Source organism: Paenibacillus thailandensis (assembly GCF_042685365.1).
In the GTDB taxonomy this organism is placed as follows: Bacteria; Bacillota; Bacilli; order Paenibacillales; family Paenibacillaceae; genus Paenibacillus_AP; species Paenibacillus_AP thailandensis.
Map to the genome: position 1 here is coordinate 294,669 of NZ_JBHUMY010000012.1, position 25,397 is coordinate 320,065.

The window sequence follows — 25,397 nt, forward strand, 5'->3', positions numbered from 1 at the left end:
CGCATCCCGCATAATGACTTAATTAGAGAAAAGTTTGCACTTTTTCGCATACGGAAGCTTACCGCCTCCGAACGTTAACGCTGCCTGAGCGATTGCAGCACCTGCTCCATGTCGTCCGGTACCGGCGCTTCGAACTCCAGGTAATCCCCCGTACGCGGATGCTTGAATCCGATCACCGCCGCATGCAGCGCTTGGCCATTCAAAGCGACGGTTTTGCTTCTTCCGTAAACGGGATCGCCGGCCAGCGGGTACCCGATATATTTCATATGTACGCGGATTTGATGCGTCCGCCCCGTTTCCAGCTGCAGCTCCAGCAGCGTATAATCGCTGCCGATCCGCTCTTTGACGACAAAGTGGGTGACCGCGTGCTTGCTGTTCTTGTCCGTCACGGTAAACAGCTTCCGGTCATGCGGATCGCGACCGATCGGCGCGTCGACCGTTCCTTGGTCATGCGGCACATTGCCGTGCACGAGCGCGATATATTTGCGCGTCACCGAATGCTCCTTCAGCTGTTCGGCCAGCGAAACATGGGCCAGATCGTTTTTGGCGGCCATCAACAGCCCCGACGTATCTTTATCGATCCGGTGCACGATGCCGGGGCGAAGCTCTCCGTTAATGCCGGATAAGTCTTTGCAATGATACATCAGCGCATTGACAACCGTCCCCGACGAATGGCCGGGCGCCGGATGAACGACCATGCCTCTCGGCTTGTTGATGACGATGACGTCCGAATCTTCGTATACGACATCAAGCGGGATGTTCTCCGGCACGATTTCCGTCGCCTCGGGTTCGGGTATTTTAACCGCAATTTCGTCGCCTTCATTGAGCTTGTAGTTCGATTTGCACGTCCGGCCTCCTACAAGAACCGCTCCCGCCTTGATCCAATCCTGGACTTGCGTGCGGGATACGCCCTCGATGTCCAGATGCTCGGTTACGAACTTATCCAGCCGCTCGCCGGCATCGGCCTCCTCCGCCGTCCACTCGAGCCATTCTTCCGAATTAAGAGATGGTTTGTTGCTCATGCCCGTTGTTGTCCTTTTCCTCTCCGTTATTCAAGCTTTTTTTCTCTTCCTTCGCGGACAGCAGCGTATCGAGAATAATAAGCGCTACGCCGCAGCAAATCGCCGAATCGGCCACGTTGAAAATCGGGAACGTATAGCTGCCGAAGTTAAACTGGAAGAAATCGACGACCTCCCCGTAAAGGAGCCTGTCCAGAAAATTGCCCACCGCCCCGCCAAGCACGAATCCAAGCCCGGTAAACAGCACCGACCTGCGGTTATCGCGGATCGACTGCATATACCAGATGATGGCCGCCACAATAACGACGGTTATGACAATAAAAAACGCCCGCTGCTCCTGCAATATCCCAAACGCCGCGCCGCGGTTGCGATGGGACGTAATCAGGAAGAAGTTTCCGATTACGCTGATTTGCTCCCCGATTTCGAGTCTGGCGGCGATCAGTTTTTTCGTAACGAAATCGACAATAAACACAAACAATGCAATGCCATAATAAAACAAACGATTCACACTCGTCATCCCCTTCGGTTAGTCCGGCAATCCGTCAATATTGTAGCATAACGGCAATCCGCGCCGCCAGCGTCTATTCCGTGACACAATTCCCAGCGAAGTCCTTACAAGAAATGCGGCCCTCCGGCAAAAGCTAACCCATGAAGCCTTCCATCCCGAACTGTTGAAAGGAGTATCTCCCATGACGCTTAGTCCCAATCAGCTCCAAAAGCTGCGCCGGCAGCTGGAACAAGACAAGTCGGCCATCGAACGGCATCTGGACGAGAACGAGCATTTTGGGCTTGCCGATTCGATGCGCGATCAGACGGGCGAGCTGTCGCCGATCGACAATCATCCGGGCGATCTGGCGTCCGAAATGTACGAGCGCGGCAAAGATATCGCCCTGCTCGAGAACGAAGACCTTCATTTGTCCCGCATCGACGCCGCCCTTCGGGCCATGGAAGACGGCACGTACGGCACTTGCCGGCAATGCGGCAAGCCGATTCCTTACGAACGCCTTGAAGCGGTGCCGGATTCGCTTTATTGCGTCGAGCATTCGCCGCGCCGGGAACTGTCCGACAACCGCCCGGTAGAGGAAGAATTTCTTAATCCTCCCTTCGGCCGGTCAAGCATGGACGAGCAAAGCTCCTACAACGGCTTCGACGGCGAGGACGCCTGGCAAATCGTCGAGCAATGGGGCAACTCCGATTCTCCCGCTTATTCGGAAAACCGCGACGTCGACAGCTACGAATATGTCGGCATCGAAGGCGAAGAAAACGACGGCTTCGTAGAGCCGATCGAAAATTTTGTCGCCTCGGACATAACCGGCCGGCATGTCTATGTCGTCCGCGGCAAGCAATACGATCGTTATATGGAGTCGGGCGAAGGCGAGTTCGATCTCGTTCCCGAGTGGGCGGTCCCGGAGGAAGAAGAGAACCTCTGAACGGGAGGTTCTCTATGATTGCAATAAGCTCTAATAAGCTTTGCCTTCCAGCTGCGTCTGCACGATGCGGACGATATCCGCGATATAGTCGCCGATAATCGGAAGGTTCAGCGCCCCCAGCTTCTGCAGCATAAGGACGATCGTAGCGGAGAAGATCGTAATGCCTACGGCGATTCCGAACCCTCTGGCCAATCCGGAGACGATGCTGCGCCAGATCAGCTTCCAGGGATGGTTAAGCAGCTCTACGTACTCCGACATTTTCGACCGTTCCAAATCGATCGCGATTTTTTGGAGTCTGCTCTCCAGAGCCGAAAGCGAGCCGGCGAGCTCGTCCTGCTTCGATTTTGCGTTATCCATACTGTCGCCCCTTTATCGAAGGAAAACAAACCCGCCTTACCGAGGTTCGTTTTCGCGGGATTGCCGTTCCAGGCTCCGACATGACGATGCCCCGCGAACGGACAGAACAACCGGCCCGCCCGCGAGGCATCGAATGGCTTCCGTCCTTCTAACGGCTTCGATTCCAATCTACATATAATTGTCGGTTATATATAGATTACCCGCGAATCAGTATTCCTATTTCTTTCTCGCCGAGCTGAACGCGTTCCATGCCCGCTTCCGCGCCGAACGTTACGTCGTTCAGCAGCACGCTGTCGCGCAGTACCGTATCGAACGTTGTAAGCGCCGCTTGAAGCTCCGCATCGACGTCCAGAACGAGATCGATGCGCTTTTCGATCGGCAGGTCCAGCTTTTTGCGCGTATCCTGCACGGCCCGGACGACTTCGCGAACCCAGCCTTCCTGCTCCAGCTCCTTCGTAATTTCGGTATTGAGCGCAACCGTAATGCCGCTTGCCGAGGCCGAAGCGAAACCGGTTTTGGCCTGCTTCTCGACCAGAAGCTCTTCAAGCGGGATCATCAGCGCTTCGCCGTCCGGCGACGTAAAGGCAAGCTGCCCTTCCGCTACCGCCGCGCGGGTTTGTTCCGGCGCCAGCCCTTTCAGATAAGCCTGGATCGGCCCGACATTTTTGCCGTATTTTTTGCCCGCAAGCTTCAAGTTCAGCTTAAACGAGAAGTTGACGAACCCGCTGTCGCTCGTTTGGACCGTAATCGCTTTGACGTTGATTTCGTCCTTGATGATCGCCTCGTAGTCCGCAAGCTCGAAATCTTTACTGAGGGACACGATAAGCTCGGACAACGGCTGGCGCGTCTTGATCCCCGTTTCGTTCCGCACGTTGCGCGCCAGCTCGACGATCAGCTTGGCGCTGTTCATGTCGCGCTCGAGCGTTTCGTCGATGGCCGATTCGTCGGCAACCGGATAATCGGCCAGATGGACGCTTTCGCCGCCGCCCAGATTGACATATACGTCTTCGGCAACGAGCGGCGTGAACGGCGCGATGATTTTCGCCAGCGTCAGCAGCACCTGGCGGAGCGTCTGGTAAGCGGCCACTTTGTCTTCGGTCAGGCCGCTGCCCCAGAACCGGTCGCGCGAGCGGCGGATATACCAGTTGCTCAGCTCGTCGACGAACGTCTCGATCGCTTTCGCCGGATTGAGGAAATCGTTGCTGTCGAGCCCTTTGACCACCAGCTTGTTCAAGCTGTTCAGACGGGATACGATCCACCGGTCCAGCTTGTTATCGGAACGTTTCTCCTCGTGCTCCTCCGGCACAAAGCCGTCGATGGACGCGTAAAGCGCATAGAAAGCGTGCGTATTGACGATCGTATCGACCAGCTTGGACTTCGCTTCCGCTACGATGCCTCTCGAGAACCGTTTGCTGTTCCACGGCGCGCTGTCCGACAGAAGCGCCCAGCGGAACGCGTCCGTGCCGTATTCTTCGATAATTTCCCACGGATCGATGACGTTGCCTTTCGACTTGGACATTTTTTGCCCGTTTTCGTCCAGGACGTGACCGGTCGATATAACCGATTTATACGGCGCCTTGCCGTTATAGAGCGTGGATACCGCCAGCAGGCTGTAGAACCAGCCGCGCGTCTGGTCGATCCCTTCGCAGATGAAGTCGGCCGGATATTGGTCGGCGAAACGCTCCTCGTTCTCGAACGGATAATGATGCTGCGCAAACGGCATCGAACCGCTGTCGAACCAGACGTCGATCACTTCCGGCGTACGGGTCATAACGGCTCCTTCGGCAAACGGCGACTTCAGCTTGATCTCGTCGACATACGGCTTGTGCAGCTCGATATCCTCCGGCACGTCGCCGATCGCCCGCTCCCGAAGATCGGCGATGCTGCTTGGCGCGTACTCTTTGCCCGTCGCTTCGCAAATCCAGACGTTCAGCGGCGTTCCCCAATAACGGTTGCGGCTGATGTTCCAATCCACCAAATCCTCAAGGAATTTGCCGAACCGTCCTTCGCGGATATGGCCCGGATACCAGTCGATCGAATTGTTGTTGGCGATCAGCTGATCCTTCACCGCCGTCGTGGCGATAAACCAGCTTTCCGTCGCGTAATAGATTAGCGGCGTGTCGCAGCGCCAGCAGAACGGATAGCTGTGCTCGTAGCGCTCCTTCGAATAAAGCAGGCCGCGCTCGCTAAGCGCTTTGACGATGTCGATGTCCAGCTGCGGATCTTTGACGAAACGTCCCGCGAAATCGGTCACTTCGTCCGTATATTTGCCTTCGCCGTTGACGACGCTGACGAAGCTGATGCCGTTCTGACGGCATGTTTTGTAGTCGTCGTCGCCGTGTGCCGGCGCCATATGCACGATACCGGTACCGCTTGTGTCGCTGACAAAATCGCCCGGAACGACGATATGTCCTTTCTCCGGCTTCACATAACCGAACGGAGGCTCGTAGCGGCGTCCCGTCAGCTCCGACCCCTTCAGCTCGGACAACACTTCGTAGCCGTCCTTCAGCACGGATTCGGCCAAATTTTTCGCTACGATGTACACTTCCCCGTCCTTCGACGCACGGACATAATCCAGCTCCGGATGAACGGCAAGCGCCACGTTGGCCGGCAGCGTCCAAGGCGTCGTCGTCCAGGCAAGAACGTACTCGCCGCTGCCTTCGAGCTTGAACTTCGCCGTCGCGCTTAAATCCTTCACGTCTTTATAGCCTTGCGCCACCTCGTGCGAGCTGAGCGTCGTCTGGCAGCTCGGGCAATACGGGCTTACGCGGTGACCGCGGTACAACAGACCTTTGCGGTGAATCGTCGAAAGAATATGCCATACGCTTTCGATATAGGAATTGTGCATGGTGATGTACGGATGGTCCAGGTCGGTCCAGTAAGCGATCGCTTCCGTCAATTCGCGCCACTGCTTCTCGTATTCGAAGACGCTGTCCTTGCATTTGCGGATAAACGCCTCGACGCCGTAATTTTCGATTTCCTGTTTGCCGGAGATGCCGAGCTGCTTCTCGACGCCAAGCTCGACCGGCAAGCCGTGCGTATCCCAGCCCGCTTTCCTGACGACGCGGTAGCCGGACATCGTCTTGTAGCGCGGCACGAAGTCTTTGATTACCCGTCCGAGCACATGGCCGATATGCGGTTTGCCGTTAGCGGTAGGCGGCCCTTCGTAAAAAACGAAATTCGGCTTTCCGTTCCGGTTTTCGATCGATTTTTTGAACGTATCTTCTTTTTTCCATTTCTCAAGCACTCGCAGCTCGCGCGCTCTCGCCCGCTCCTTCACGTCTACACGTTGCATGGAAATGCCCTCCTTCTTCTACAAAAAAATAAAGCCCCGTCCCCTTAAAGGGACGAGGCTTGCTCGCGTTACCACCCTTGTTCCGCAACGTTAACTTCGCCTGAATTGGACCGCTTCCGTAAAGCGGCCGGCAACTAAGCTCCTGTTGCGGCACCTTCGCCAGCGAATGAAACTGCCATTCGCGTTCCCTGTAACGGGGGACAGCCGTCAATGCTTACTTGGCTCGGCATCGTGACGTAACCGCATAGGGGTTACGACTTTGCGCTGCCGTTCGGCATCGCTTCTCGGAGATGATATTCGGCTCGCTGTCGAACGCCGGCTTTCAGCTGGCCCGGCTCTCTGGGGAACGATTGGCGGAGCGTACTTGTTCTCGTCATCGAAGTTCATTGCATTAGAAATAGTTAATATTAGTTATAGCTTAAGCTTTTCGGATTGTCAAATGGAATTGTGCCTGCCGGACCCTCTCCAGAAAGACGTCTATTTCACCGTAACCCGAAAAGTAACCGTCTTGCCTTCAAAGGTTGCTTTGACGGTTGACGAGCCTTTGGCAACCGCCGTTATGATGCCGTCCTTAACGGTCGCTACGCTCGATTTGGAGGTCGTCCAAACGGCGCTGGACGTTACATCGACCGATTCGCCGGTCGTGTAGTTCGCTTGCAGCTTCACGGCAAACGTCGCGCCGGGACTCAGCTTCGCTGATTTTTCGGACAAAACGAGCGATTTCAGCTTCGGCGTGACAACGAGCTTCACCGTTACGGTTTTGTCTTGATAGGTGCCCGTTACTTGGCCGCTGCCGACGGCAAGCGCCTTAACGGTGGCGCCCTTTACCGTCGCCAGCGCCTCGGACGAAACAGTCCAGTTCATCTTGGAGCCAAGCGACACTTTACTGCCGTCCTTGTAATACCCCGTCACCTTGATCGACTTCGATCTGCCCGGATTCAATTCCAGCACAGCCGGTTCCACGACGAGCTTCACGATCTCCTGCTCGATCTTCACTTTGACCGTTGCTGTCTTGTTCAAGTAAGTGGCGGTAAGCGTTACGGTCGAAGCCTCGATTCCTTTAATCGTGTTATTTTTCAAGACAACGTTGTCCGAGTTCACCTTCCATTGCACCTTGCCGGTTACGTCTTCCTCCACGCCGTCCGCGTTAATGACCGTAACGGAAGGCAAAGCAACCTCTTGTCCCAAAATAACGCTCATGTCCTTCACTTCCGGAATAAGCTTGAGCGGCTTCATGTGCACCGTAACCGGCACTTGGACCTTCAGGTCGTCCACCTTCGCAGTAAGAACAGCTTCGCCTAACGCTTTGGCCGTCCAACTGCCGTTCTCCACGGCGACGATTTCTTCCTTGTCCGAGGACCAGGACGTAAGCTCCGTCATATCAACCTGTTGGCCGTCGAACGTCGTACCCGTAACTTTCGGAAGTTTCCCCTCATCGCCCATGAAGGCGTCAATTACGGCCGCGTCTACACTCAGATCCTCCACACTCGGATAGACCGTCACATCGACGCTGCGGCTGACGCCCTTGTAGCTTGCCGTAATTTTGGTCGTACCGACCGCTTTCGGGGTCACTTTGCCGCCGCTTACCGTTGCGACGACGACATTGGAGGATTTCCATTCCGCCGTTTCCGTCACCGTAATCGGCGCTGTGCCGGCGTTGCTCTGCACTTGCGCTTCGATCTGCAGCGGCTCGTCGTGCAGCAGGAGGTGAACCTCCGTACCCGGCGTCAGCTTCATCGCTTGATAAGCGGTACGGACGATGATATTGATCGACTTGCTGACGCCCATATATGCAACGGTAATTTTCGTCTGCCCGGCGGCGACGGCCGTTACTTTGCCTTTCTCCACCGCGGCAATCTTCGCATTCCCGCTAGTCCATGTCGCTTTATCCGTTACGTCAATCGTCTCACCGGTGTTGGCGATCACGGATGCCGTCAAAGAATATTCGTCTTCGCCAACCTCCATCTCAAGCAGATCGTCGGCTAGAACTGGAGCGATTGAGATCGATTGATACGGCGACGTTACTTTTAGCTTGATGGAATCCGACTTGCCCTTCAGCTTAGCCGAAATGGTCGCTGTTCCGGTTCCGACAAGCGTCACCGTCCCTTCGTCGACCGTAGCGACAGACGAGTTCGTTGTCGTCCAGACAGCGTCGGACGCGACGTCTTCTGCGCTTCCGTTCTTGCTGCCCGTTAATCCCAGCACGAGCGATTGCCCCAACTCGAGATCGATTGAAGCCGGCGCCTCCGAGCCGTCGTTCGTCAGTGTAACTTGATCGTATACGTAATCGGAGGCAGCTTTGATCGACACCGTGTATCCTTTGTAGGTTGCGCTGATCGTAGCCGTCCCCTTAGAAATGCCGGTCAATTGCCCTTTATCCACCTTTACGACCGACGAATTGGAAGATTTCCACGTGGCGTTCGCCGTGACGTCCTGCTGCGTCGAGGAGCCTGAAACGGAAGCGTATAGGGAGAGCTCCGTCTTGCCGTCTTCAACCCATACGATCAGCGACTTGGAACTGCTGTCATAATCCGCCTCGTCATATTTGAATTCGATACCGGAAACGCTGTCCTCCGCCGCATTCGCAATTGATGCCATCGTTGACGTCACCAGGACGAATGAAAGGGCAGCCGCCATCCATCTCTTCATTCCCTTGATCGACCAAATCGAATTGAAACTCGTTTTCACTGCATCCCTATCCTCTCTGTATATACTTTCCATTTCATTATTAACGGATGGAAAGATGCGGAAATGAAGAGCTTTATTTCTTTTTTAACAATCTTTTTAAGGAAGATCATGATTTTTATAATGCAAACAACCGGCGAAAAGAAACAAACCAATCCATGTACAACGCCCATGGATTGGTTTGTTTCGAGAGAACAACATTGTATAAGAGCCCTGAACATCTCCTTCTGGCGGCATTGGCAGGTCCGATGCCGATGCCGCCGTTTCCCCCGGGGCGGAATATTTCCGTACGGCATTATGGCCCCATATGCCCTGACGAGCTCTCTGCTGCTACGACACTGACCCCGCTCTTGTCCAGAAGGACAAAGCTAACGAACCAGCTCGCAATGATCCTTGTCCTGCTTATCGATGAAGCTGCTCGGCCGCGGCGACGCTTGACGCTTCGAGCGAGTCCCAGCCGTCTTGGGTAAGAAGCTCAAGCTGGGCTTCGACGAGCGTCCGGAACCGGGCGCGGTAAATCGACGCCTGCTTCTTGAGCTCTTCGACCTCCAGCGATACTTTGCGCGATTTGGCAAGCGAATCGTTAATGATGCGGTCGGCGTTTTTCTCCGCTTCTTTAATGATCAGCTGAGCTTCCTTCTTCGCATTGTTGCGTACTTCGTCCGCCGCTTCTTGAGCGACGATGATGGTCTTGCTCAGCGTATCCTCAATATTGGCGAAATGGTTGAGCTTCTCCTGCAAAGCCAAAATCTGATTCTGGAGCTCTTTGTTCTCGCGGATCAGGGACTCGTAATCTTTGATGACCTGGTCCAGAAATTCGTTAACCTCGTCCTCGTCATAACCGCGCAGCCGGCGTCCGAATTCTTTGTTATGTATGTCCAACGGCGTTAATGGCATGGAAGCCCCTCCTTATGGTATGATTCCCGGCAATGCTTGCCGCCTTGGAAACATTTATGATGGAATGGATTCGACAAGGGCCACCAAATTCCTGCAACGGCTAAATAAATTTCCCGATTCTGACGCGGATTCTCCCTTTCTTGGTCATGCCTTCCGTTTCCAAAACCCGAAACCGTCCCAGCCCTTTGATCGAGACGACGTCGCCGGCTTTAAGCGGCTCGGACGGATCGTCTTCCGTCTTCCAATTGACCCGGCAGCGTCCAGCGCGTATAGGCTCGACAATTTTCGTCCGGCTGATCCGGTATACGTCGCTTGCAATGCCGTCAAGACGCATCGATGCGACGGACAAGCTCATCTCCTCCAGCTTGGCCTGAGCCGGCTTCAGCCGTTCGATTGGCAGCAGATCGGTAAGCACTTGCGCCCGGTGCACTTGCCTAAGATGAACGTTCAAATAATCGGCGATTTCCTCCGCCACAACGATATGGCAGAAATCTTCATGCACATGGATGTCGCCGATCCGGTCGCGCTTCATCCCAAGCCCAAGCAGCGCTCCCAGATAGTCGCCGTGGTCCAGCTCCAGCCCCGAGCCGCCGGGAACATGCACCTGCAGCAGCGCAAGCCCTGCCGGCTCGTCGCTCAAGTCCCGGTAATCCGGAGCGATAACGGCGCGGCAACGCTCCGCGTCCGGATAACCGCCGTTCAACGCGATTTGCACGTCGGGCTCGCGATTAGCCAGCATTTCGAGTATTTTCGCTTGTCTTGGATCCAAAAAATCGGTCCGCCGCAGCTCATGCTGCCGTGCGGACCGCTCAATCCACTCCCATGCCCGGTCGACGAACGGCTTCTCGTCGGGATGGAAATGCTCGTATACATGATTTTTCATTTGTTACGCCTTCCCTTGATCAACTTATCGGCTTAGCCTGTCCATTTGCGCTACAAGCCCAAAAATCCGAGTACGGCGATTAAGCCAACGGCGATAAACCGCAAGGCGAACAACGCCACGATCGGAGAAATATCGATCATCCCGCCGATGGCAGGAATAAATCTGCGGAATATGCTCAAGTACGGCTCGACGATCTTGCCCAGAAAATTGCCGATGAAGCTTTCCCTTGCGTTCGGGAACCATGACATCAGCACATATACGATAATCAATATCGAATAAATATTTTCCAATCCGTAAATCAGCTCGTCAATTCTCAATCCAAGGTCACCTCATTCTATTGTAATCGTTCTCCTCTGCCAGCATTTCCGTGATGGTCCCTTGAATTTCAACCGTGTCCGGCGTGCATAAAAAAATGTTCGGCCCAAGCTTCGAAATCGCTCCGTTAAGCGCATAAACCGTGCCGCTCAAAAAATCGACGATGCGCATCGCGATATCGTGCCGAACGCGCTGCAGGTTGACGACAACCGGCTTGCGCGAGCGCAAATGATCGGCAATCTCCTGCGCTTCATCGTAAGAACGGGGCTCGCTCAGGACGAACCGGACATTTTTCTGCGAATGGATGCTGACGATGTTGCTACCCTTCGTATGTCTACGTGTTTCGAACGGCGTGGTTTCAACTTCTTCATCGTGATGATGCTGCGGCTGCTGATGATGATGTTGATCGACGCGCTCGCGCTCGACGACTTCCTCTTCCTCTTGCAATCCGATAAAATTCAAAAACCGGTTCATAACGCTCATTGTTCATTCCTCCTCTTTGCCTACCAGTATCGTGCCGAGCCTTACCCATGTCGCACCCTCTTCAATCGCCACTTCATAATCGTTCGACATGCCCATGGACAGCTCCGTCAGCGGATGTTCCAAGATCGCTTTGCCGTTCAGCTCGTCTCTTAATTGCCTTAAAGCCCGAAATACCGGTCTCGTCTGTTCCGGTTCCGCTTCGAACGGAGCCATTGTCATAAGGCCGACGGGCTTAATCCCCGGCAGCTTGTTCAACTCCTGCGCAAACGAAGCGGCTTCCTCCGGCCGAAGACCGTGTTTCGATTGTTCTCCCGATACGTTAACTTGGATGAAACAAGGAACGATAATGCCCAATGATTCGGCTTGCTTCTGAATCGCCTGCGCGAGCGACAGCCGGTCCAGCGAATGAATGTACGCAAACTTGCCCACCACGTCTTTCGCCTTCTTCGACTGCAGCGAACCGATAAAATGCCAGACGACGGGGGCTTCGCCCTCCGCGGCGGAGCTTGCGCTTAACGCTTCCCACTTGGGCTTGGCGTCCTGCCACCGGTTTTCGCCCAGATGGCGCAAGCCTGCCTGAACGGCTTGCTTCGTCGTTTGCAGCGAGACGTATTTCGTAACGGCGATCACGTTTACTTCTTCGCGCTTTCGGCCGCTGCGCTCGCACGCCGCCTGAATCCTTTTTTCGACCAAATCCACTCTATCTGCCAGTGACACTGTATATTAACCTCATTTCCGAAAGCCGATCCAGCTTGCCATCCGGCCCGTCTCCCCGCCTTCCGCACGGTGGGAGAAAAATAAATCCGTGTTGCAGCCGGTGCACCAATTGGACATTTCGATATGGATCGGCAAAATTCCTGCTTTTATCATAATCTGTCGGTTTATTTCTTTCAAGTTCGCCATCGCTTTGCCCGGGGCGGCCGGCTTCAGCGCCGTTTCCTCGTCGGCGTTGCATTCGCGAATAACGGGCAGCAAGCGGCTAATCACGTATTCGTCCACCTCGTAGCAGCAGTCTCCGATCGAAGGGCCGATCGCGGCGAGCAGCTTCTCCGGGCGGGTGCCGTATGCGGACGACATCGCCGAGACCGTTTCGGAAGCGATTTGAAGCGCCGTTCCTTTCCAACCGGCATGCGCAAGCGCAACGGCGCGATGCTCCGGATCATAGAAATAAAGCGGAACGCAATCGGCATAAAAGGATACGAGCAGCGTATCCGGCTCGTCCGTCATCAAGGCGTCCGTATTTTGCACGGCCGTCTCGCGCGAACGGTTACCCTTTCCTCTATCCGCCGCCTTGACCCGATAGACGGCGTTCCCGTGCACTTGCTCGCCGCAAGTGAAGGAGGCAAATGGCCAGCCAACCGCTTCGCACAGCAGCTCCCGGTTTCTTACGACGCTCGAAGCATCGTCGCCGACGTGCAGCCCCATGTTCAGCGAAGCCCGGGGAATGGCGCTGACGCCGCCTGCTCTCCCCGTAAAACCCGCGGTCAACCGCGGTTCCCGTTCCGCCCAAGACGACAACAAAAAAAGCGAAGGTCCCTTCGCGCTAGCCGACTGTTCAAAACATTCCATGTTCTGCATATCACCTCTGTTAAGCAGTTTACCCTGTTACGTCCGAACGTGCAAATCGTCCTCTTCGGATTTCAACTGCTTCGCGTCGTCCAGCCGGACGAGCACGACGTCCGCACCGATCTTGACGATGTTCCGCCACGGGATGACGACCTCCGTTCCGCCCCCTCCGAATACCCCTCTGAACCGGGCCGGCTGCGGCACGACGATGGAATCGATTCTCCCTTGGCGCAAATCAAGCTCCAGATCGGAAATATGCCCGAGCTTTTTCCCGTCTACGATATTGATGACGTCCTTCGTCTGAAAATCCGATATTTTCACGCGATCCTCACCACGCTTCCGGCGGAGTAGACTTTAACTGTCCTTTATAATCTATATGATGAAACGGCCCAAAATGAACATCAATTCACGGACATTCGGTTTCAAAAGGCGCTTTTTCGGCGAAATAAAAAACCGCCTTCGTCTCATCGAACAGGAGACGAGGGCGGCTTGCTTGCCGTTTTCGTTTAAAATCGCTTTACATCTTCACATGCTTTTGCATTTGCTGGATCGCCGACTTCTCCAGCCGGGAAACCTGCGCCTGCGAGATGCCGATCTCGTCGGCTACCTCCATTTGCGTTTTTCCTTCAAAGAAACGCATGGACAATATCATTTTTTCCCGGTCGTTCAGCTTGTGCATCGCTTCCCGCAGCGCGATTTCCTCAATCCAGGAAACGTCTTTGTTCTTGTCGTCGCTGATCTGGTCCATGACGAAGATCGGATCGCCGCCGTCGTGATAAATCGGTTCGAACAGAGACACCGGATCCTGAATCGCATCCAAGGCAAAAACGATATCTTCCTTCGGAACGTTCAGCTCTTCGGAAATTTCGAATATCGTCGGCTCGCGCGAGTTTTTGTTCGTCAAGCTGTCTCTGACCTGAAGCGCCTTGTAGGCGATGTCCCGCAGGCTGCGGGAGACGCGGATCGGGTTATTGTCCCGCAAATAGCGGCGGATTTCGCCGATGATCATCGGAACCGCGTAGGTAGAGAATTTTACGTTTTGGCTAAGGTCGAAATTATCGATCGCCTTCATAAGTCCAATGCAGCCGACCTGGAACAGATCGTCCACGAATTCTCCCCTGTTGTTGAATCGCTGAATGACGCTGAGCACCAGCCTCAAGTTGCCATTCACTAATTTCTCCCTTGCTGACCACTCATTCTTCGTTTGCAACGCCGTGAACAGTTCCCGCATTTCGGCATTGTTGAGAACAGGAAGTTTCGCGGTATCCACTCCAACGATTTCGACTTTGTTTCGGGTCAATGTGATTACCTCCCAAGGAGAAACATTAATGTACATTATCTCCTAGGGGTCCTATTTTATTCCTTGCGTCGACGCCATTCGACAGAGCTTGCGGCGCACGCTACACCATTTTGTTGAACTCCTTGCGGAGACGTTTAATGATCCGTTTTTCGAGGCGGGAAATGTACGATTGGGAAATGCCGAGCAAGTCGGCGACATCCTTTTGCGTTTTTTCCTCGCCGTCCGCAAGTCCGAAGCGAAGCTCCATGATGATCCTCTCCCGTTCGGACAGTTTGTCGAGCGCCTTGTGAAGCAGCTTCCGGTCGACCTGCTCCTCGATATTCCGGTAGATGGTGTCGTTCTCCGTTCCGAGCACGTCGGAAAGCAGCAGCTCGTTGCCGTCCCAATCGATATTCAGCGGCTCGTCGAACGATACCTCGGTGCGTGTCTTGCTGTTGCGCCTTAAATACATCAAAATTTCGTTTTCGATACAACGGGACGCATAGGTGGCGAGCTTGATCTTTTTGTCCGGATCGAACGTATTCACCGCTTTAATCAGACCGATTGCCCCGATCGAAACCAAATCCTCGATGTGGATGCCCGTGTTCTCGAATTTGCGGGCAATGTAGACGACCAGGCGCAAATTGCGCTCGATGAGCATCGCCCGGATCGCGCTGTCTCCGGAAGGCAGCTTCTCCAGCAAATATTCCTCTTCCTCCCGCGTGAGCGGAGGGGGGAGCGCCTCGCTGCCGCCGATATAATAAATTTCTTCGCTTTTTAATCCGAATAAAAATAAAACCCGATAATAATATAACTGCAGGATTAATTTCCACTTCACGACCATTTGGATTTCCCTCCCGAAATAGTTGTTGGCGTTCATGTTACCGGGCATCCTGCACAAGCGACGGGTGTATGATAGCTTGATAAGTCCCGTCTGCCGCAAGCTTTCCGCCGTCTAAGCCGACCAGCACCTTCCGGGATTCATACACTTGCCCTTCTCGTTCGACGCTGACCGCGTCAGGCCTTAAGGCGAGCATGAACTGCGTCCCGCGGTTTATGCCGCGGTATGGCACAAGCCGAAGACGTTCCCGCCATTTGAAATCCTCGCCGCCAAGATCCGCCACCAGCCGGTCGACTTCCGCCTTTCGAATGCCTTCCAGCCAGGACGAAGGCAATTCGCCGCTCCACAAGGCTGCTTCCATCACCATAACCGGAGAGCGGCTCAGCGGATCGTACAGCTGGTTGCCCGTATCGATAAGTCCCGTGCATGTACGCACGACTTCGCCGATCGTCACCGTCACTTCAGCCAGATGGGTCCTTGTGTCTGCCGCCTTGCGCTTATGCGTCCAAACGGCACGGAACAAATACAACCCGATCGCAAGCGCCGCAAACAAATATACGGCACCCATTCTCATTTCGATGCTTACGCTCCCGCCGCCGGCAAGCATCACCGTCCTCCATACGTCCGCCGAGCCTTGCATCAACAAATAGTGAATCCCGACAACGGCGCCAAGCGCCACAAAATTAACCGCGTAAAAAGCTATCACGTTCCGGATATAATGCTGAAGCGAGCCGAAGCCGAATGCGACCCACAATATGACGAGCGACAGCGCGATTTTTACGAGAAGCGTGTACAGAAACGACAACGGCGGAAACAACATCAGAACGACATAACAAGCTCCGATCGAAGCGGCGGTCAGCACCCGCCAAGGCTTAGCCCGCAAATGCCGGACCCACGCGGTCGTAAGAAGAATGCCCCCGTCGATCAGCAGCTCTTGCAAAAAAACGACGTCGATATAAACAGCCAAGGACTTTTCCCCTTCCTGCTTATGCGGGCTCAAAGGCAGCCTTTCAATCTGTAAAAGAAGATGAAATCAGTATATTAGAATCCTATTTCAATGTCTGTCTAATCATGACGCTGGCCATTATCTTTTTTTGTCGAGCTATATTGCCTACCTACCCTTCTGCATCGCTTCCCCCCACCCCCTCCGGAGGAGGGGCTCCAAGGGTATGCACCCTCTGGACACCCCAAGGGGCGTTCCTGCCACGCGGCCGTCTTCCGGCATCCGCCTCTCCCCCCACCCCCTCCAGAGGAGAGGTCTCCAAGGGTATGCACCCTCTGGACACCCCAAGGAGCGTTCCTGCCACGCGGCCGTCTTCCGGCATCCGCCTCTCCCACCACCCTCTCCAGAGGAGAGGGCTCCAAGGGTATGCACCCTCTGGACACCCCAAGGAGAGTTCCTGCCACGCGGCCGTCTTCGACAATCCTTGCTGCAAACCCGCGCATTGTCCTGACGGCCAAAGCTTTCATTTCTAGCTTCTTTCATTTGCACCACTCGTTGGCCAAAGCTCTCATCTATGGCTTGTGTATCATGTAGAAAAATAAAAAAGCTCTCCCGGGCAATGAATGCCTCGGGAAAGCTCTTGGACAAAAATAATGTTAACGGTCGTTGTTGCGAGGGCGGTTGCGAAGGAACGCCGGAATTTCCAACTGGTCGCTCGTCGGAGTCGAGCCAAACGGTTTAACGTTAGGCGCGCTGCCCGTTTGCGGGCTGTGGACCGCCGATGCCGATCTCGGCTCCGGCTGCTCCGGCTGGGCTCTGCGAACGCCTTGAGGCGGCTTGTTCTCGAAACCCGTCGCAATGACGGTTACTTTGATTTCTTCTTTTAGATCTTCATTGATGATAGCGCCAAAAATCATGTTCACTTCCGGATCGGAAGCCGAAATGACAATTTCCGCCGCTTCGTTGACTTCGTAAAGGGACAAGTTCGTGCCGCCCGTAATGTTCATAATGACGCCGCGCGCGCCGTCGATGGACGTCTCAAGCAGCGGGCTCATAATCGCCTTGCGGGCCGCTTCCGCCGCGCGGTTCTCGCCCGTCGCGACGCCGATGCCCATCAGAGCCGAGCCGCGTTCGGTCATGATCGTCTTGACGTCGGCGAAATCGAGGTTGATCAGACCAGGTACGGCAATCAGGTCGGAAATGCCTTGAACCGCTTGACGAAGCACGTTATCCGCTTCAAGGAACGCTTCCAGCATCGGCGTTTTCTTGTCGACGATCTCGAGCAGGCGGTCGTTCGGAATAACGATCAGCGTGTCGACCTTCTCTTTCAGCGCTTCGATACCCAGCTCCGCTTGCATGGACCGTTTGCGGCCTTCGAACGTAAACGGGCGCGTTACGACCCCTACCGTAAGCGCTCCGCATTCGCGGGCGATTTCGGCGATAACCGGAGCCGCGCCGGTACCCGTGCCGCCGCCCATGCCGGCCGTCACGAACACCATGTCCGCGCCTTTCAGCTGGTTCATGATCGCTTCGCGGGATTCCTCCGCCGCTTTTTTGCCCACCTCCGGATTCGCTCCTGCCCCAAGGCCGCGGGTAAGCTTGTCTCCGATTTGGAGCTTGTGCTCCGATTTGGCCAGATGAAGCGCTTGGGCGTCCGTATTGACGGTAATAAACTCAACGCCTTTCACGCCGTTCTCAATCATTCGATTAACAGCGTTGCTGCCGCCGCCGCCAACGCCGATTACTTTTATTTGAGCAAGTTGCTCCAGATCGAAATCGAACTCCAACATTTTCACTTCCCCCGATCAAATGAATTCGTTAAACATATTTTTTAAGCGCTCGAACATACCGGGCTTCGATGAAACGGTGGAACTCGCCTTTCGGTTTGCCGTTTTCTTCACAGTGCTTGTCCCACGCGCTCCCATAAACTTCGAGACGTATTGGATCATGCCTACGCCGCTGCTGAAAGCGGGATCCCTAACGCCGATATAGTCGGGAAGCGCAATGCGGACGGATGACTCCAGCTCCATCTGCCCGAGCTCCAGCGTGCCGGGCAGCGTAACCGCGCCTCCGGTAAGAACGTACCCGCCCACCTTGTCGCCGTATCCAAGACGGTAAACCTCCTGCTTCACAAGCTGGAAAATTTCCTGCATTCTCGGTTCGACGATGCTGGCCAGATCCACTTGAGAAAACTCCTTCTCAACGTTGCTGCCCATGCGCATCACTTTGAACTTGACGTCCTCCGCGGCATCGTTGATCAACGCGCAGCCGTACTTCAGCTTGATCTTCTCGGCCATCTCGCCTTGCGTGCGCAAGCCGTATGCGATATCGTTCGTTACATGCTCCCCGCCGATCGGCAACGTCGAGATGGCTGCAAGTCCCCCTTGATCGAAGATTGCGACCGTCGTCGATCCCGCGCCGATATCGGTCAGCACCGTGCCCGACGACTTCTCGTCCTTCGTAAGCGCCATGACGCCGGCTGCCAGGGACATCGGAATGACTCCCGCAATGCGCAGTCCGGCCTTCTCCACGCAGCGCATCAAATTATGTATGGACGTCTTCGCTCCGGTTACGATCGTAGCTTCCACTTCGAGCCTTACGCCGATCATGCCCCGCGGATCCGATATCCCTTCCAATCCGTCAACCAAATACTGCTTCGGTACCAGGTTGATGATTTCCCGCTCCGGAGGAAGGGCTACAACTTTAGCGGCTTGCAATACCCTTTCAATGTCTTCTTCGCCAATTTCACGGTCCTCGTTAGATACCGCCACGACGCCACGGTTAGTTTGCAGTGCAATATGGTTCCCCTGAATGCCTACATAAACCTCGGATATTTGAATGCCAACCATACGTTCAGCGTGTCCGACCGCATTGCGGATCGATTGTACGGTTTGATCAATATCAACAATAGCTCCCTTGCGAATACCTTCCGAGTCGGCAGATCCAACTCCAATAATATTAATGGCTCCGTTATTCAACTCGCCAATAATAGCACGAACTTTGGATGTACCGATGTCCAAACTTACGATGATGTCGTTACTGCTCAACCCGCGGCACCTCCGTTCCCCACTTCCGAGAATATACTTAGTTCTGAAAACACCATTTCTACTTATTCAACGCGCTTAAAATTTTCCCTCTTTTTTCAACAAAATTTTCATTATTCTTTTCTTTCATAATGCCATGAATAAAATTCTACCATTCTTTCTAACTATTGAGTAGACTCTTTTTCCGGCTGATCGTCGTTTTCGCCGGCAGAATCGCCGAACGGAACGTAAGTGTCTGCCAGGAGCATTGTAATTTTCCCCGGCTCCTGCGTTTCGATGACCGCATTGATCGCTTTAATCTTCTCTTTCAGCACAGAAACGGCCGTAACGACCTCGAATTTCGTACGGGTGTAAATTTTGATGCGGTCCGGATAAGCCTTCGACGGATATGGGATAATTTCGGACAGATCCGCCAGTTCCGCGGCCGGAATAACGCTTAACGTTTGCGTAAGCTGCGCCTTGACCGGATTGTCCGGCTCCCAGCCGGTTAATACCGGCTTGTCCGCCAGGCTTTCGCCTGCCGCGGCCTTTACGCTCGTGCCGTTCGACAAAATCGCGGTCATCCCTCCCTGATCCGACAATTCAAAGGCGACGACCTTGTATTCCTGTACCGCGATACGGATTTTCCCGGGAAAAGTTTTCGTCACGGTCACATTCGCGACCGTATCGAGCTTTCCGACCCTCTTCCCGATCGTTCGGCTTGTCGTTCCGAAAAAAGCGTCGCCGATCTTAATGCCGGCCGCTTTCTCGATTTCGGCGTCGGTAACGTACACGGGACCGGTTATATGAATCTCCGAAATTTTGCTGACGGGAGAGTTAAAGAACAAGACGGACAAAATAACCGCAAAAAGCAATATAAGTACAGCGATCAGGCGGCGGCTTCCTTTTTTCTTGTTGGCCGGTTCCCTTAAAACAGGCATCGGCGCGCTCATGGCTTGTCCCTTCTTTCCGTGAAAAACAACCGGTCCCCCATCCGTGGCGGGATCCGGAAGTCCTTTTCTTCTGATGCCGTTCAAAGCACCGTATTGTTCGGAATCGGCGCTTGTCTTGTAATGCGGGCGCCAAGAGACGAGAGCATCGATTCGATCCGGTCGTACCCGCGGTCAATGTGGTGAATCTGTTCGACAACCGTCCGGCCCTGCGCCGCCAATCCGGCGATCACGAGCGCGGCTCCCGCGCGCAAATCCGTCGCTTCCACGGTCGCGCCGTACAGACGGGGCACGCCTTTAATGAAAGCCGAGTTCAGATCGACCCGTATATCGGCGCCCATGCGGGTAAGTTCGTCGACATGCTTCAATCGCCCTTCGAATACCGTTTCCTTCAAAATGCTGACGCCGTCCGCCAATGCAAGCAGCACCATCACCTGCGACTGAAGATCGGTCGGGAACGCCGGATAAGGCGCCGTGACGAGCCGGTCGATCGCGCGCGGCCTGCTGGATTGGCTGACTTTCATTATATCATCGTCCACCGTTATTTGAACACCGGCCCGGCGAAGCACGTAGATGAGCGAAGTAAGATGGCCGGGGTTCACGTTTTGAAGCGTTACGTTCCCTCGGGTAGCCGCCGCGGCCACCATGATCGTTCCGGCGACAATGCGGTCCGGGATAACGGTATAGCGGCAAGGCTTCAGTTCCTTGACCCCATCGATCGTAATCGTATCCGTGCCCGCCCCGATGATTTTAGCCCCGGTCGTATTCAGAAAACGCTGCAAATCCTGAATTTCCGGCTCGCGGGCCGCGTTTGTGATCGTCGTTCGGCCCTCGGCCAGAACGGCGGCCATCATAATGTTTTCCGTTGCGCCGACGCTCGGAAAGCTGAGATGAACGTCTGCCCCTTTAAGCTTTTTGGCCCGGCATACGATCGCTCCCGCCGTCTCTTCAATTTCGGCGCCAAGCGCCTTCAGTCCTTCAAGATGAAGATCGATTTTTCGCTCTCCGATGGCGCAGCCGCCGGGCTGGTAAACTTTCGCTTCCCCAAACCTGGCCAGCAAAGGCCCCATTAGAAAAATCGACGATCTCATCTTATTCATTAACGTTTCGGGGACATGGGACGAGTCGGCCGTTTCCGTGCCGAGCACTACCGTTTCCCCGATATGCTCCGCGCGGCACCCTAATTCGCGTAAAATGTTCAGCATGACCTCGATATCAAGCAGCTTCGGTACATGATCGATTGTAACCGTGCCGTTCACGAGCACGCTTGCAGCCAATATCGGCAAAGCGGCATTTTTCGCTCCTTGGATAACAATGGTTCCTGAGAGAGGTTTCCCGCCTTCGATCACCAATTTGTCCAATGTATCACCTCCGAATTACCGCTCACCCACCACCAATACTTCAGGCACCAGCTTGACGCCGAAGCGCTCCTGGACCGTGCCTTGAATATGGGACATGAGAGCGAGAACATCTTCAGCTGTCGCTTGCCCGGTGTTTACAATGAAATTGGCATGCTGCACGGAAACTTCTGCGCCTCCGAAACGAACACCTTTTAAATCCGACGCTTCGATCAGCCTTGCGGCGTAATCTCCCGGCGGATTGCGGAACACGCTGCCGCAGGTAGCGGACTTCAGCGGCTGCGTCCGCAGCCTCCTGTCTTTGAGCGCGGCCATAGCAGCGGATATCTCCTTGCGATCCCCGTGCTCGAGCGCAAAGGTCGCCTCGACGACGATGCCTTTTCGCTCCTGAAGAACGGAGTGTCGATAGGAAAATTGCATATCCTCTCGTTCGTATCGAACCAATTCACCTGTTTCCAGCACAATCTCAGCTGATCTGAATATACGCGACACATCCGATCCGTGCGCGCCTGCGTTCATGTAGACCGCTCCGCCGACATTACCCGGAATTCCCCCCGCGAATTCAAGACCGGTAAGCCCATGCTTGCCGGCCATTACGGATAATTTGACGAACGAATACGATGCGCCCGCGTGAACGATCGTATCTTCGAAACGCGCATAATCGAGCCCTTCTCCCGGTTTGATGACGACGCCGCGAATGCCTTTGTCGCTGACCAGCATATTGGATCCGCGGCCCAAGCTGAACCACGGAACGCCATGCTTGTTCAGCAGCCGGATGGCCGACACGAGCTGTTCCTTGTTGTCGGGTATAAGCAGCAAATCGGCGGGACCGCCAATTTTCCACGTCGTATAGTTAGCAAGCGGTTCGTTCCGGAGCATCCGGCCGACGCCGGCAGCCTCCAGTTCCGCTATCCATTGTTCCATTATGTCGAACCTCCTTTTGCTTCTTGTCGCGAACCGTTGCGGATTCGCGCCTCTGCCCGCTTGGCGGCGTCTGCCGCGGCCGGCGGCAGCGGTGTCACGTCTGCAGCAACCGGTCATTCAGGGTGACGGCCACGATTATGGGATATATTATGCCTTGTGCCAATAGTGTGTGACAGAGGCCCAGATGACCCGCCGCGCCGCAATCGGCATTCGGAAAGGTTTTTTGAGAGACCTTATTCGACCGAGGCTTATCCCGCGCAACACCGCCATCTCCTAAATCCGCTTCATATACAAACGCAAAAATGGACGTCAGGCAGCCCTCCAACCGCGGGCTCCATGCCGGCCATCAATTCATTTGCCTGGTTATGGCATGTTTGCGCCCGACGCCCTCCCGGACATCAGGCGCGTTACGATCCGATAAAACGAGATCACCTTGCGTAACGCGATATATTAAGCAATATGCCAAGCGCCGTCAGCAGCAGCGTGAGCGACGAGCCTCCGTAGCTGATCAGAGGCAGCGTTATGCCCGTTACCGGCATCATGCCGATCACGACGCCGATGTTGATGAGCACTTGCACGCCGATAATGCCGGTAATGCCGGCCGCCAGCAAACTGCCGAACGTATCGGGCGCCGCAATCGCCGTCCGTATTCCCCGCCAGATCAGAATCAGGAATAACAGAATCAAAGCCGATCCGCCGATAAATCCGAGCTCTTCGGAAACGATCGAAAAGATGAAGTCGGTTTGCGGCTCCGGCAAATAGCTGTATTTCTGCCGGCTCATTCCGAGCCCCAGCCCGACGAGCCCGCCGGGCCCGATCGCATACAGCGATTGAATGATCTGATAGCCGGAACCGAGCGGGTCGGACCACGGATCGAGAAAGCCCGATATCCGCTGCAGCCGGTACGGGGCGGCCAAGATCAATCCCGCCAGGCCGATCAGGCCGATCAGGAACAGCCCGCCGAGATGGGCGATGCGGGCCCCGGCCGTATAAATAAGAATGATGGAAGCCCCGACCATGACGGCTCCCGAGCCGAGATCCGGCTGCAGCATAATAAGCCCGAAGGCGAGCAGAACGATGCCGAGAGGCGGCAGCAGGCCGCGCGTAAACAACGTAATCGTCTGCTGCTTCTCCGAAAGCCACTTGGACAAAAACAGCACCATGGCGAGCTTCATGAACTCCGAAGGCTGTATGCCGAAGGAGCTGATGCCGAGCCAGCTGCGGGCTCCGCCGCGGACGACGCCGATACCCGGAATAAGGACGATGACCAGCAGGACGAAACAGATCAGCAAAGCGAGGTTGGCCCATTTTTTCAAGACCGTATAGCTCATGTTCATCGTAAATACAAGCGCGCCCGCACCGAGCGCCGCGAACAGCAGCTGCCGCTTTACGAAATAATACTTGTCCCCATGCTCGTGGAACGCAAGCACCGCGCTTGCGCTGTATACCATAATAAGCCCGATCGCGAGCAGAAGCGCGATGGATGCCAGCATCCATATGTCCGGGGCGGACTTGCCTTTGGCCATTGCGAACACACCTCTTTGAACGAAAGCAAAGTAGGGACAAGCCCCCTACTTACAAGGTATGCACCGATTGCTTAAAAATGCTTCCCCGCTGCTCGTACGACTTAAACATATCCCAGCTGGCGCATGCCGGAGAAAGCAATACCGCGTCTCCCTGCTCGGCCAAATAAGCCGCCTGCCGTACCGCTTCGCGCAGCGTCGCTTCGGCGTCCTCCTCAGGGTCGACCAATACGACGTCGCGTAAACCTGCCAGCTCCGCCACATGGGCCAGCTTATCCCGCGTCTCGCCCAAAGCGACAAGCGCTTTGAGGCGGTCGCGGAATACCGGAAGCAGCTCCATATAATCGGAGCCGCGGTCGAGGCCGCCTGCGATCAGGACGATCGGAGCGGCTAGCGATCCGATGGACATCGTCGTAGCCGTCGGATTCGTGGCCTTGGAATCGTTATAGAATTGAACCCCGTAGGCTTCGCGCACGAATTCGAGACGATGCTCCACGCCGCGGAAGCCGCGCAGCGGTTCGATCATCCGCTCCGGCTTGGCGCCGGCCGCATAACAGGCCGCGATGGCCGCAAGCGCGTTGGCGGCGTTGTGTCGGCCCGGAATGCCCAGCTCCCGGACGGGAAGCATCTCGGTAAGAACGCCGTCCGGACTGCGGAGCACGATCATCCGCTCCGCCTCCGCAGCGGCGTCCTTCTCGCCGGCTTTCGGAAACGGCGGCTCGACGAATACGCCCGCGTTCAGCCGCTCGTACAGCGAGAACGGGAACAGCTTCGCTTCTAGCCCGTCCGCAAGCTTGCGGCATTCCGCGTCGTCCCAATTCAGCACGGCCGTATCCTCAGCCGTCTGATTGGCGAACAGCTTCGCTTTGGACGCGATGTAGTCGTCCATTCCGCCGTGGTAATCGAGATGCGTCTCGGCCAGATTCAGCAGCACGCCGACGCGCGGGCGGAACGAAGCCGTCCCTTTCAGCTGGAAGCTGCTGAGCTCGGCGACGATCCAATTTTCGGCGGTCGCTTCCCCTGCCGCATCGCATAACGGGCGGCCGATATTGCCGGCAACGATCGGCGCAAGTCCGGCTTGGGCCAATATTTCGCCGGTCCAGGTCGTTGTCGTCGTTTTGCCGTTGGAACCGGTAATTCCGATGATCGGAGCGGCTGACAAATGATAAGCGACCTCGACCTCCGTCACGATCTCGACGCCGTGGCGGACGGCTTGCTGAACCGGGTCCGCCGTGTACGGAATGCCCGGATTTTTGACGAGCAGCGCCGTATCGGGCGTCACAAGGTCTTCCGGATGGTAGCCGCACAGCACAGAAATGCCCAAAGCGATAAGCTCATCCGCTTCGGGACATTGTTCGCGCTCTTTTTTATCGTTAACGATGACGTTCGCGCCTAAGGCGTGAAATACTTTGGCAACGCTGACGCCGCTTTTGGCCAGGCCAAGCACGACGACGCGGGAATTCCGGTAAGAGGCCGGATGATTCATATTGGACAACCCCTTGTCTATTTCAATGTATGGGGCGGCATCGCTATCGATACCGCCGGTTAGTGACGGAATAAACGTTATTTTTCCAACAAACATGACGCTGTCCGTTGAAAAAATAACGTTCGGCCGTCACGCGGCCG

23 protein-coding genes are annotated in these 25,397 nt (G+C 55.2%); 1 reads left to right on the forward strand and 22 read right to left on the reverse strand.

Annotated features, from left to right (window positions below):
• Positions 1-74 precede the first annotated feature (74 nt).
• Both ACFSW5_RS12890 and lspA read right to left on the reverse strand, forming a co-directional pair.
• Entirely contained in the window at positions 75-1,022 is a 948-nt protein-coding gene (locus ACFSW5_RS12890; protein WP_379273552.1) for an RluA family pseudouridine synthase, read from the reverse strand.
• Positions 1,000-1,518, reverse strand: coding sequence for a signal peptidase II (gene lspA / locus ACFSW5_RS12895; RefSeq protein WP_379273896.1), 519 nt, complete (start codon positions 1,516-1,518; stop codon positions 1,000-1,002). The genes ACFSW5_RS12890 and lspA overlap by 23 nt, the downstream gene beginning before the upstream one ends.
• 190 nt (positions 1,519-1,708) lie before the next feature.
• Here lspA and ACFSW5_RS12900 point away from each other — a divergent pair, with 190 nt between their 5' ends.
• Complete coding sequence (locus tag ACFSW5_RS12900) at positions 1,709-2,449, forward strand: TraR/DksA C4-type zinc finger protein (protein ID WP_379273554.1); 741 nt, start codon at positions 1,709-1,711, stop codon at positions 2,447-2,449.
• Positions 2,450-2,479: 30 nt separating this feature from the next.
• On the opposite strand, the gene ACFSW5_RS12905 is transcribed toward ACFSW5_RS12900, so the two are convergent.
• The 20 genes from ACFSW5_RS12905 to murD all read right to left on the reverse strand — a co-directional run bounded on the left by ACFSW5_RS12905 (position 2,480) and on the right by murD (position 25,257).
• The gene (locus tag ACFSW5_RS12905) at positions 2,480-2,806 is read right to left on the reverse strand and encodes a DUF5665 domain-containing protein (protein ID WP_379273556.1); all 327 of its coding nucleotides are present in this window, start codon (positions 2,804-2,806) and stop codon (positions 2,480-2,482) included.
• A gap of 196 nt (positions 2,807-3,002) precedes the next feature.
• The gene (ileS, locus tag ACFSW5_RS12910) at positions 3,003-6,101 is read right to left on the reverse strand and encodes an isoleucine--tRNA ligase (protein ID WP_379273559.1); all 3,099 of its coding nucleotides are present in this window, start codon (positions 6,099-6,101) and stop codon (positions 3,003-3,005) included.
• A 477-nt stretch (positions 6,102-6,578) separates the two neighbouring features.
• Positions 6,579-8,699, reverse strand: coding sequence for an Ig-like domain-containing protein (locus tag ACFSW5_RS12915; RefSeq protein WP_379273561.1), 2,121 nt, complete (start codon positions 8,697-8,699; stop codon positions 6,579-6,581).
• A 489-nt stretch (positions 8,700-9,188) separates the two neighbouring features.
• A complete protein-coding gene (locus ACFSW5_RS12920) occupies positions 9,189-9,683 on the reverse strand; it encodes a DivIVA domain-containing protein (RefSeq protein ID WP_379273564.1) in 495 nt (164 codons plus the stop codon).
• 100 nt (positions 9,684-9,783) lie between these two features.
• Positions 9,784-10,566: a YlmH family RNA-binding protein gene (locus tag ACFSW5_RS12925; protein WP_379273567.1), complete on the reverse strand. Its 783-nt coding sequence runs from the start codon at positions 10,564-10,566 to the stop codon at positions 9,784-9,786.
• 50 nt (positions 10,567-10,616) lie between these two features.
• Entirely contained in the window at positions 10,617-10,883 is a 267-nt protein-coding gene (locus ACFSW5_RS12930) for a YggT family protein (protein WP_379273568.1), read from the reverse strand.
• Between the two features lie 7 nt (positions 10,884-10,890).
• Positions 10,891-11,364 carry a cell division protein SepF gene (locus tag ACFSW5_RS12935; RefSeq protein ID WP_379273569.1) on the reverse strand — a complete coding sequence of 158 codons (474 nt, stop codon included), beginning with the start codon at positions 11,362-11,364 and terminating at the stop codon, positions 10,891-10,893.
• 3 nt (positions 11,365-11,367) lie between these two features.
• Positions 11,368-12,081 (reverse strand): YggS family pyridoxal phosphate-dependent enzyme, encoded by a 714-nt coding sequence (locus ACFSW5_RS12940; protein WP_379273573.1) that lies wholly within the window; start codon positions 12,079-12,081, stop codon positions 11,368-11,370.
• Positions 12,082-12,093: 12 nt separating this feature from the next.
• Positions 12,094-12,933: a peptidoglycan editing factor PgeF gene (gene pgeF / locus ACFSW5_RS12945; RefSeq protein ID WP_379273574.1), complete on the reverse strand. Its 840-nt coding sequence runs from the start codon at positions 12,931-12,933 to the stop codon at positions 12,094-12,096.
• A gap of 36 nt (positions 12,934-12,969) precedes the next feature.
• Positions 12,970-13,251, reverse strand: a complete 282-nt coding sequence (locus tag ACFSW5_RS12950) for a PRC-barrel domain-containing protein (protein ID WP_379273576.1) — start codon at positions 13,249-13,251, stop codon at positions 12,970-12,972.
• 196 nt (positions 13,252-13,447) lie between these two features.
• Positions 13,448-14,230, reverse strand: a complete 783-nt coding sequence (gene sigG, locus ACFSW5_RS12955; RefSeq protein WP_379273578.1) for an RNA polymerase sporulation sigma factor SigG — start codon at positions 14,228-14,230, stop codon at positions 13,448-13,450.
• Between the two features lie 100 nt (positions 14,231-14,330).
• Entirely contained in the window at positions 14,331-15,053 is a 723-nt protein-coding gene (sigE, locus tag ACFSW5_RS12960; RefSeq protein ID WP_379273898.1) for an RNA polymerase sporulation sigma factor SigE, read from the reverse strand.
• Between the two features lie 37 nt (positions 15,054-15,090).
• Positions 15,091-16,017: a sigma-E processing peptidase SpoIIGA gene (spoIIGA, locus tag ACFSW5_RS12965; protein ID WP_379273580.1), complete on the reverse strand. Its 927-nt coding sequence runs from the start codon at positions 16,015-16,017 to the stop codon at positions 15,091-15,093.
• Between the two features lie 632 nt (positions 16,018-16,649).
• Positions 16,650-17,783, reverse strand: coding sequence for a cell division protein FtsZ (ftsZ, locus tag ACFSW5_RS12970; protein ID WP_379273582.1), 1,134 nt, complete (start codon positions 17,781-17,783; stop codon positions 16,650-16,652).
• 15 nt (positions 17,784-17,798) lie between these two features.
• Positions 17,799-19,040 carry a cell division protein FtsA gene (gene ftsA / locus ACFSW5_RS12975; RefSeq protein ID WP_379273584.1) on the reverse strand — a complete coding sequence of 414 codons (1,242 nt, stop codon included), beginning with the start codon at positions 19,038-19,040 and terminating at the stop codon, positions 17,799-17,801.
• 161 nt (positions 19,041-19,201) lie between these two features.
• A complete protein-coding gene (locus tag ACFSW5_RS12980; RefSeq protein ID WP_379273586.1) occupies positions 19,202-19,969 on the reverse strand; it encodes a cell division protein FtsQ/DivIB in 768 nt (255 codons plus the stop codon).
• Between the two features lie 80 nt (positions 19,970-20,049).
• The gene (gene murA / locus ACFSW5_RS12985) at positions 20,050-21,327 is read right to left on the reverse strand and encodes a UDP-N-acetylglucosamine 1-carboxyvinyltransferase (protein ID WP_379273588.1); all 1,278 of its coding nucleotides are present in this window, start codon (positions 21,325-21,327) and stop codon (positions 20,050-20,052) included.
• A gap of 15 nt (positions 21,328-21,342) precedes the next feature.
• On the reverse strand, positions 21,343-22,248 hold the full coding sequence (gene murB, locus ACFSW5_RS12990) for a UDP-N-acetylmuramate dehydrogenase (RefSeq protein WP_379273590.1): 906 nt from the start codon (positions 22,246-22,248) through the stop codon (positions 21,343-21,345).
• 428 nt (positions 22,249-22,676) lie between these two features.
• Positions 22,677-23,774: a stage V sporulation protein E gene (spoVE, locus tag ACFSW5_RS12995; protein ID WP_379273593.1), complete on the reverse strand. Its 1,098-nt coding sequence runs from the start codon at positions 23,772-23,774 to the stop codon at positions 22,677-22,679.
• A 49-nt stretch (positions 23,775-23,823) separates the two neighbouring features.
• Positions 23,824-25,257, reverse strand: coding sequence for a UDP-N-acetylmuramoyl-L-alanine--D-glutamate ligase (murD, locus tag ACFSW5_RS13000; protein ID WP_379273596.1), 1,434 nt, complete (start codon positions 25,255-25,257; stop codon positions 23,824-23,826).
• Positions 25,258-25,397 lie beyond the last annotated feature (140 nt).

Coding starts and splice junctions, on each gene's coding strand:
- murB (WP_379273590.1), bottom strand. CDS start 22,248: ATGGAACAATGGATAGCGGAACTGGAGGCTGCCGGCGTCGGCCGGATG.
- ACFSW5_RS12925 (WP_379273567.1), bottom strand. CDS start 10,566: ATGAAAAATCATGTATACGAGCATTTCCATCCCGACGAGAAGCCGTTC.
- ACFSW5_RS12905 (WP_379273556.1), bottom strand. CDS start 2,806: ATGGATAACGCAAAATCGAAGCAGGACGAGCTCGCCGGCTCGCTTTCG.
- ACFSW5_RS12890 (WP_379273552.1), bottom strand. CDS start 1,022: ATGAGCAACAAACCATCTCTTAATTCGGAAGAATGGCTCGAGTGGACG.
- ACFSW5_RS12935 (WP_379273569.1), bottom strand. CDS start 11,364: ATGAGCGTTATGAACCGGTTTTTGAATTTTATCGGATTGCAAGAGGAA.
- ACFSW5_RS12900 (WP_379273554.1), top strand. CDS start 1,709: ATGACGCTTAGTCCCAATCAGCTCCAAAAGCTGCGCCGGCAGCTGGAA.
- sigE (WP_379273898.1), bottom strand. CDS start 15,053: ATGGTCGTGAAGTGGAAATTAATCCTGCAGTTATATTATTATCGGGTT.
- ileS (WP_379273559.1), bottom strand. CDS start 6,101: ATGCAACGTGTAGACGTGAAGGAGCGGGCGAGAGCGCGCGAGCTGCGA.
- pgeF (WP_379273574.1), bottom strand. CDS start 12,933: ATGGAATGTTTTGAACAGTCGGCTAGCGCGAAGGGACCTTCGCTTTTT.
- ACFSW5_RS12980 (WP_379273586.1), bottom strand. CDS start 19,969: ATGAGCGCGCCGATGCCTGTTTTAAGGGAACCGGCCAACAAGAAAAAA.
- ACFSW5_RS12915 (WP_379273561.1), bottom strand. CDS start 8,699: ATGGCATCAATTGCGAATGCGGCGGAGGACAGCGTTTCCGGTATCGAA.
- ftsZ (WP_379273582.1), bottom strand. CDS start 17,783: ATGTTGGAGTTCGATTTCGATCTGGAGCAACTTGCTCAAATAAAAGTA.
- murD (WP_379273596.1), bottom strand. CDS start 25,257: ATGAATCATCCGGCCTCTTACCGGAATTCCCGCGTCGTCGTGCTTGGC.
- ACFSW5_RS12920 (WP_379273564.1), bottom strand. CDS start 9,683: ATGCCATTAACGCCGTTGGACATACATAACAAAGAATTCGGACGCCGG.
- spoVE (WP_379273593.1), bottom strand. CDS start 23,774: ATGGCCAAAGGCAAGTCCGCCCCGGACATATGGATGCTGGCATCCATC.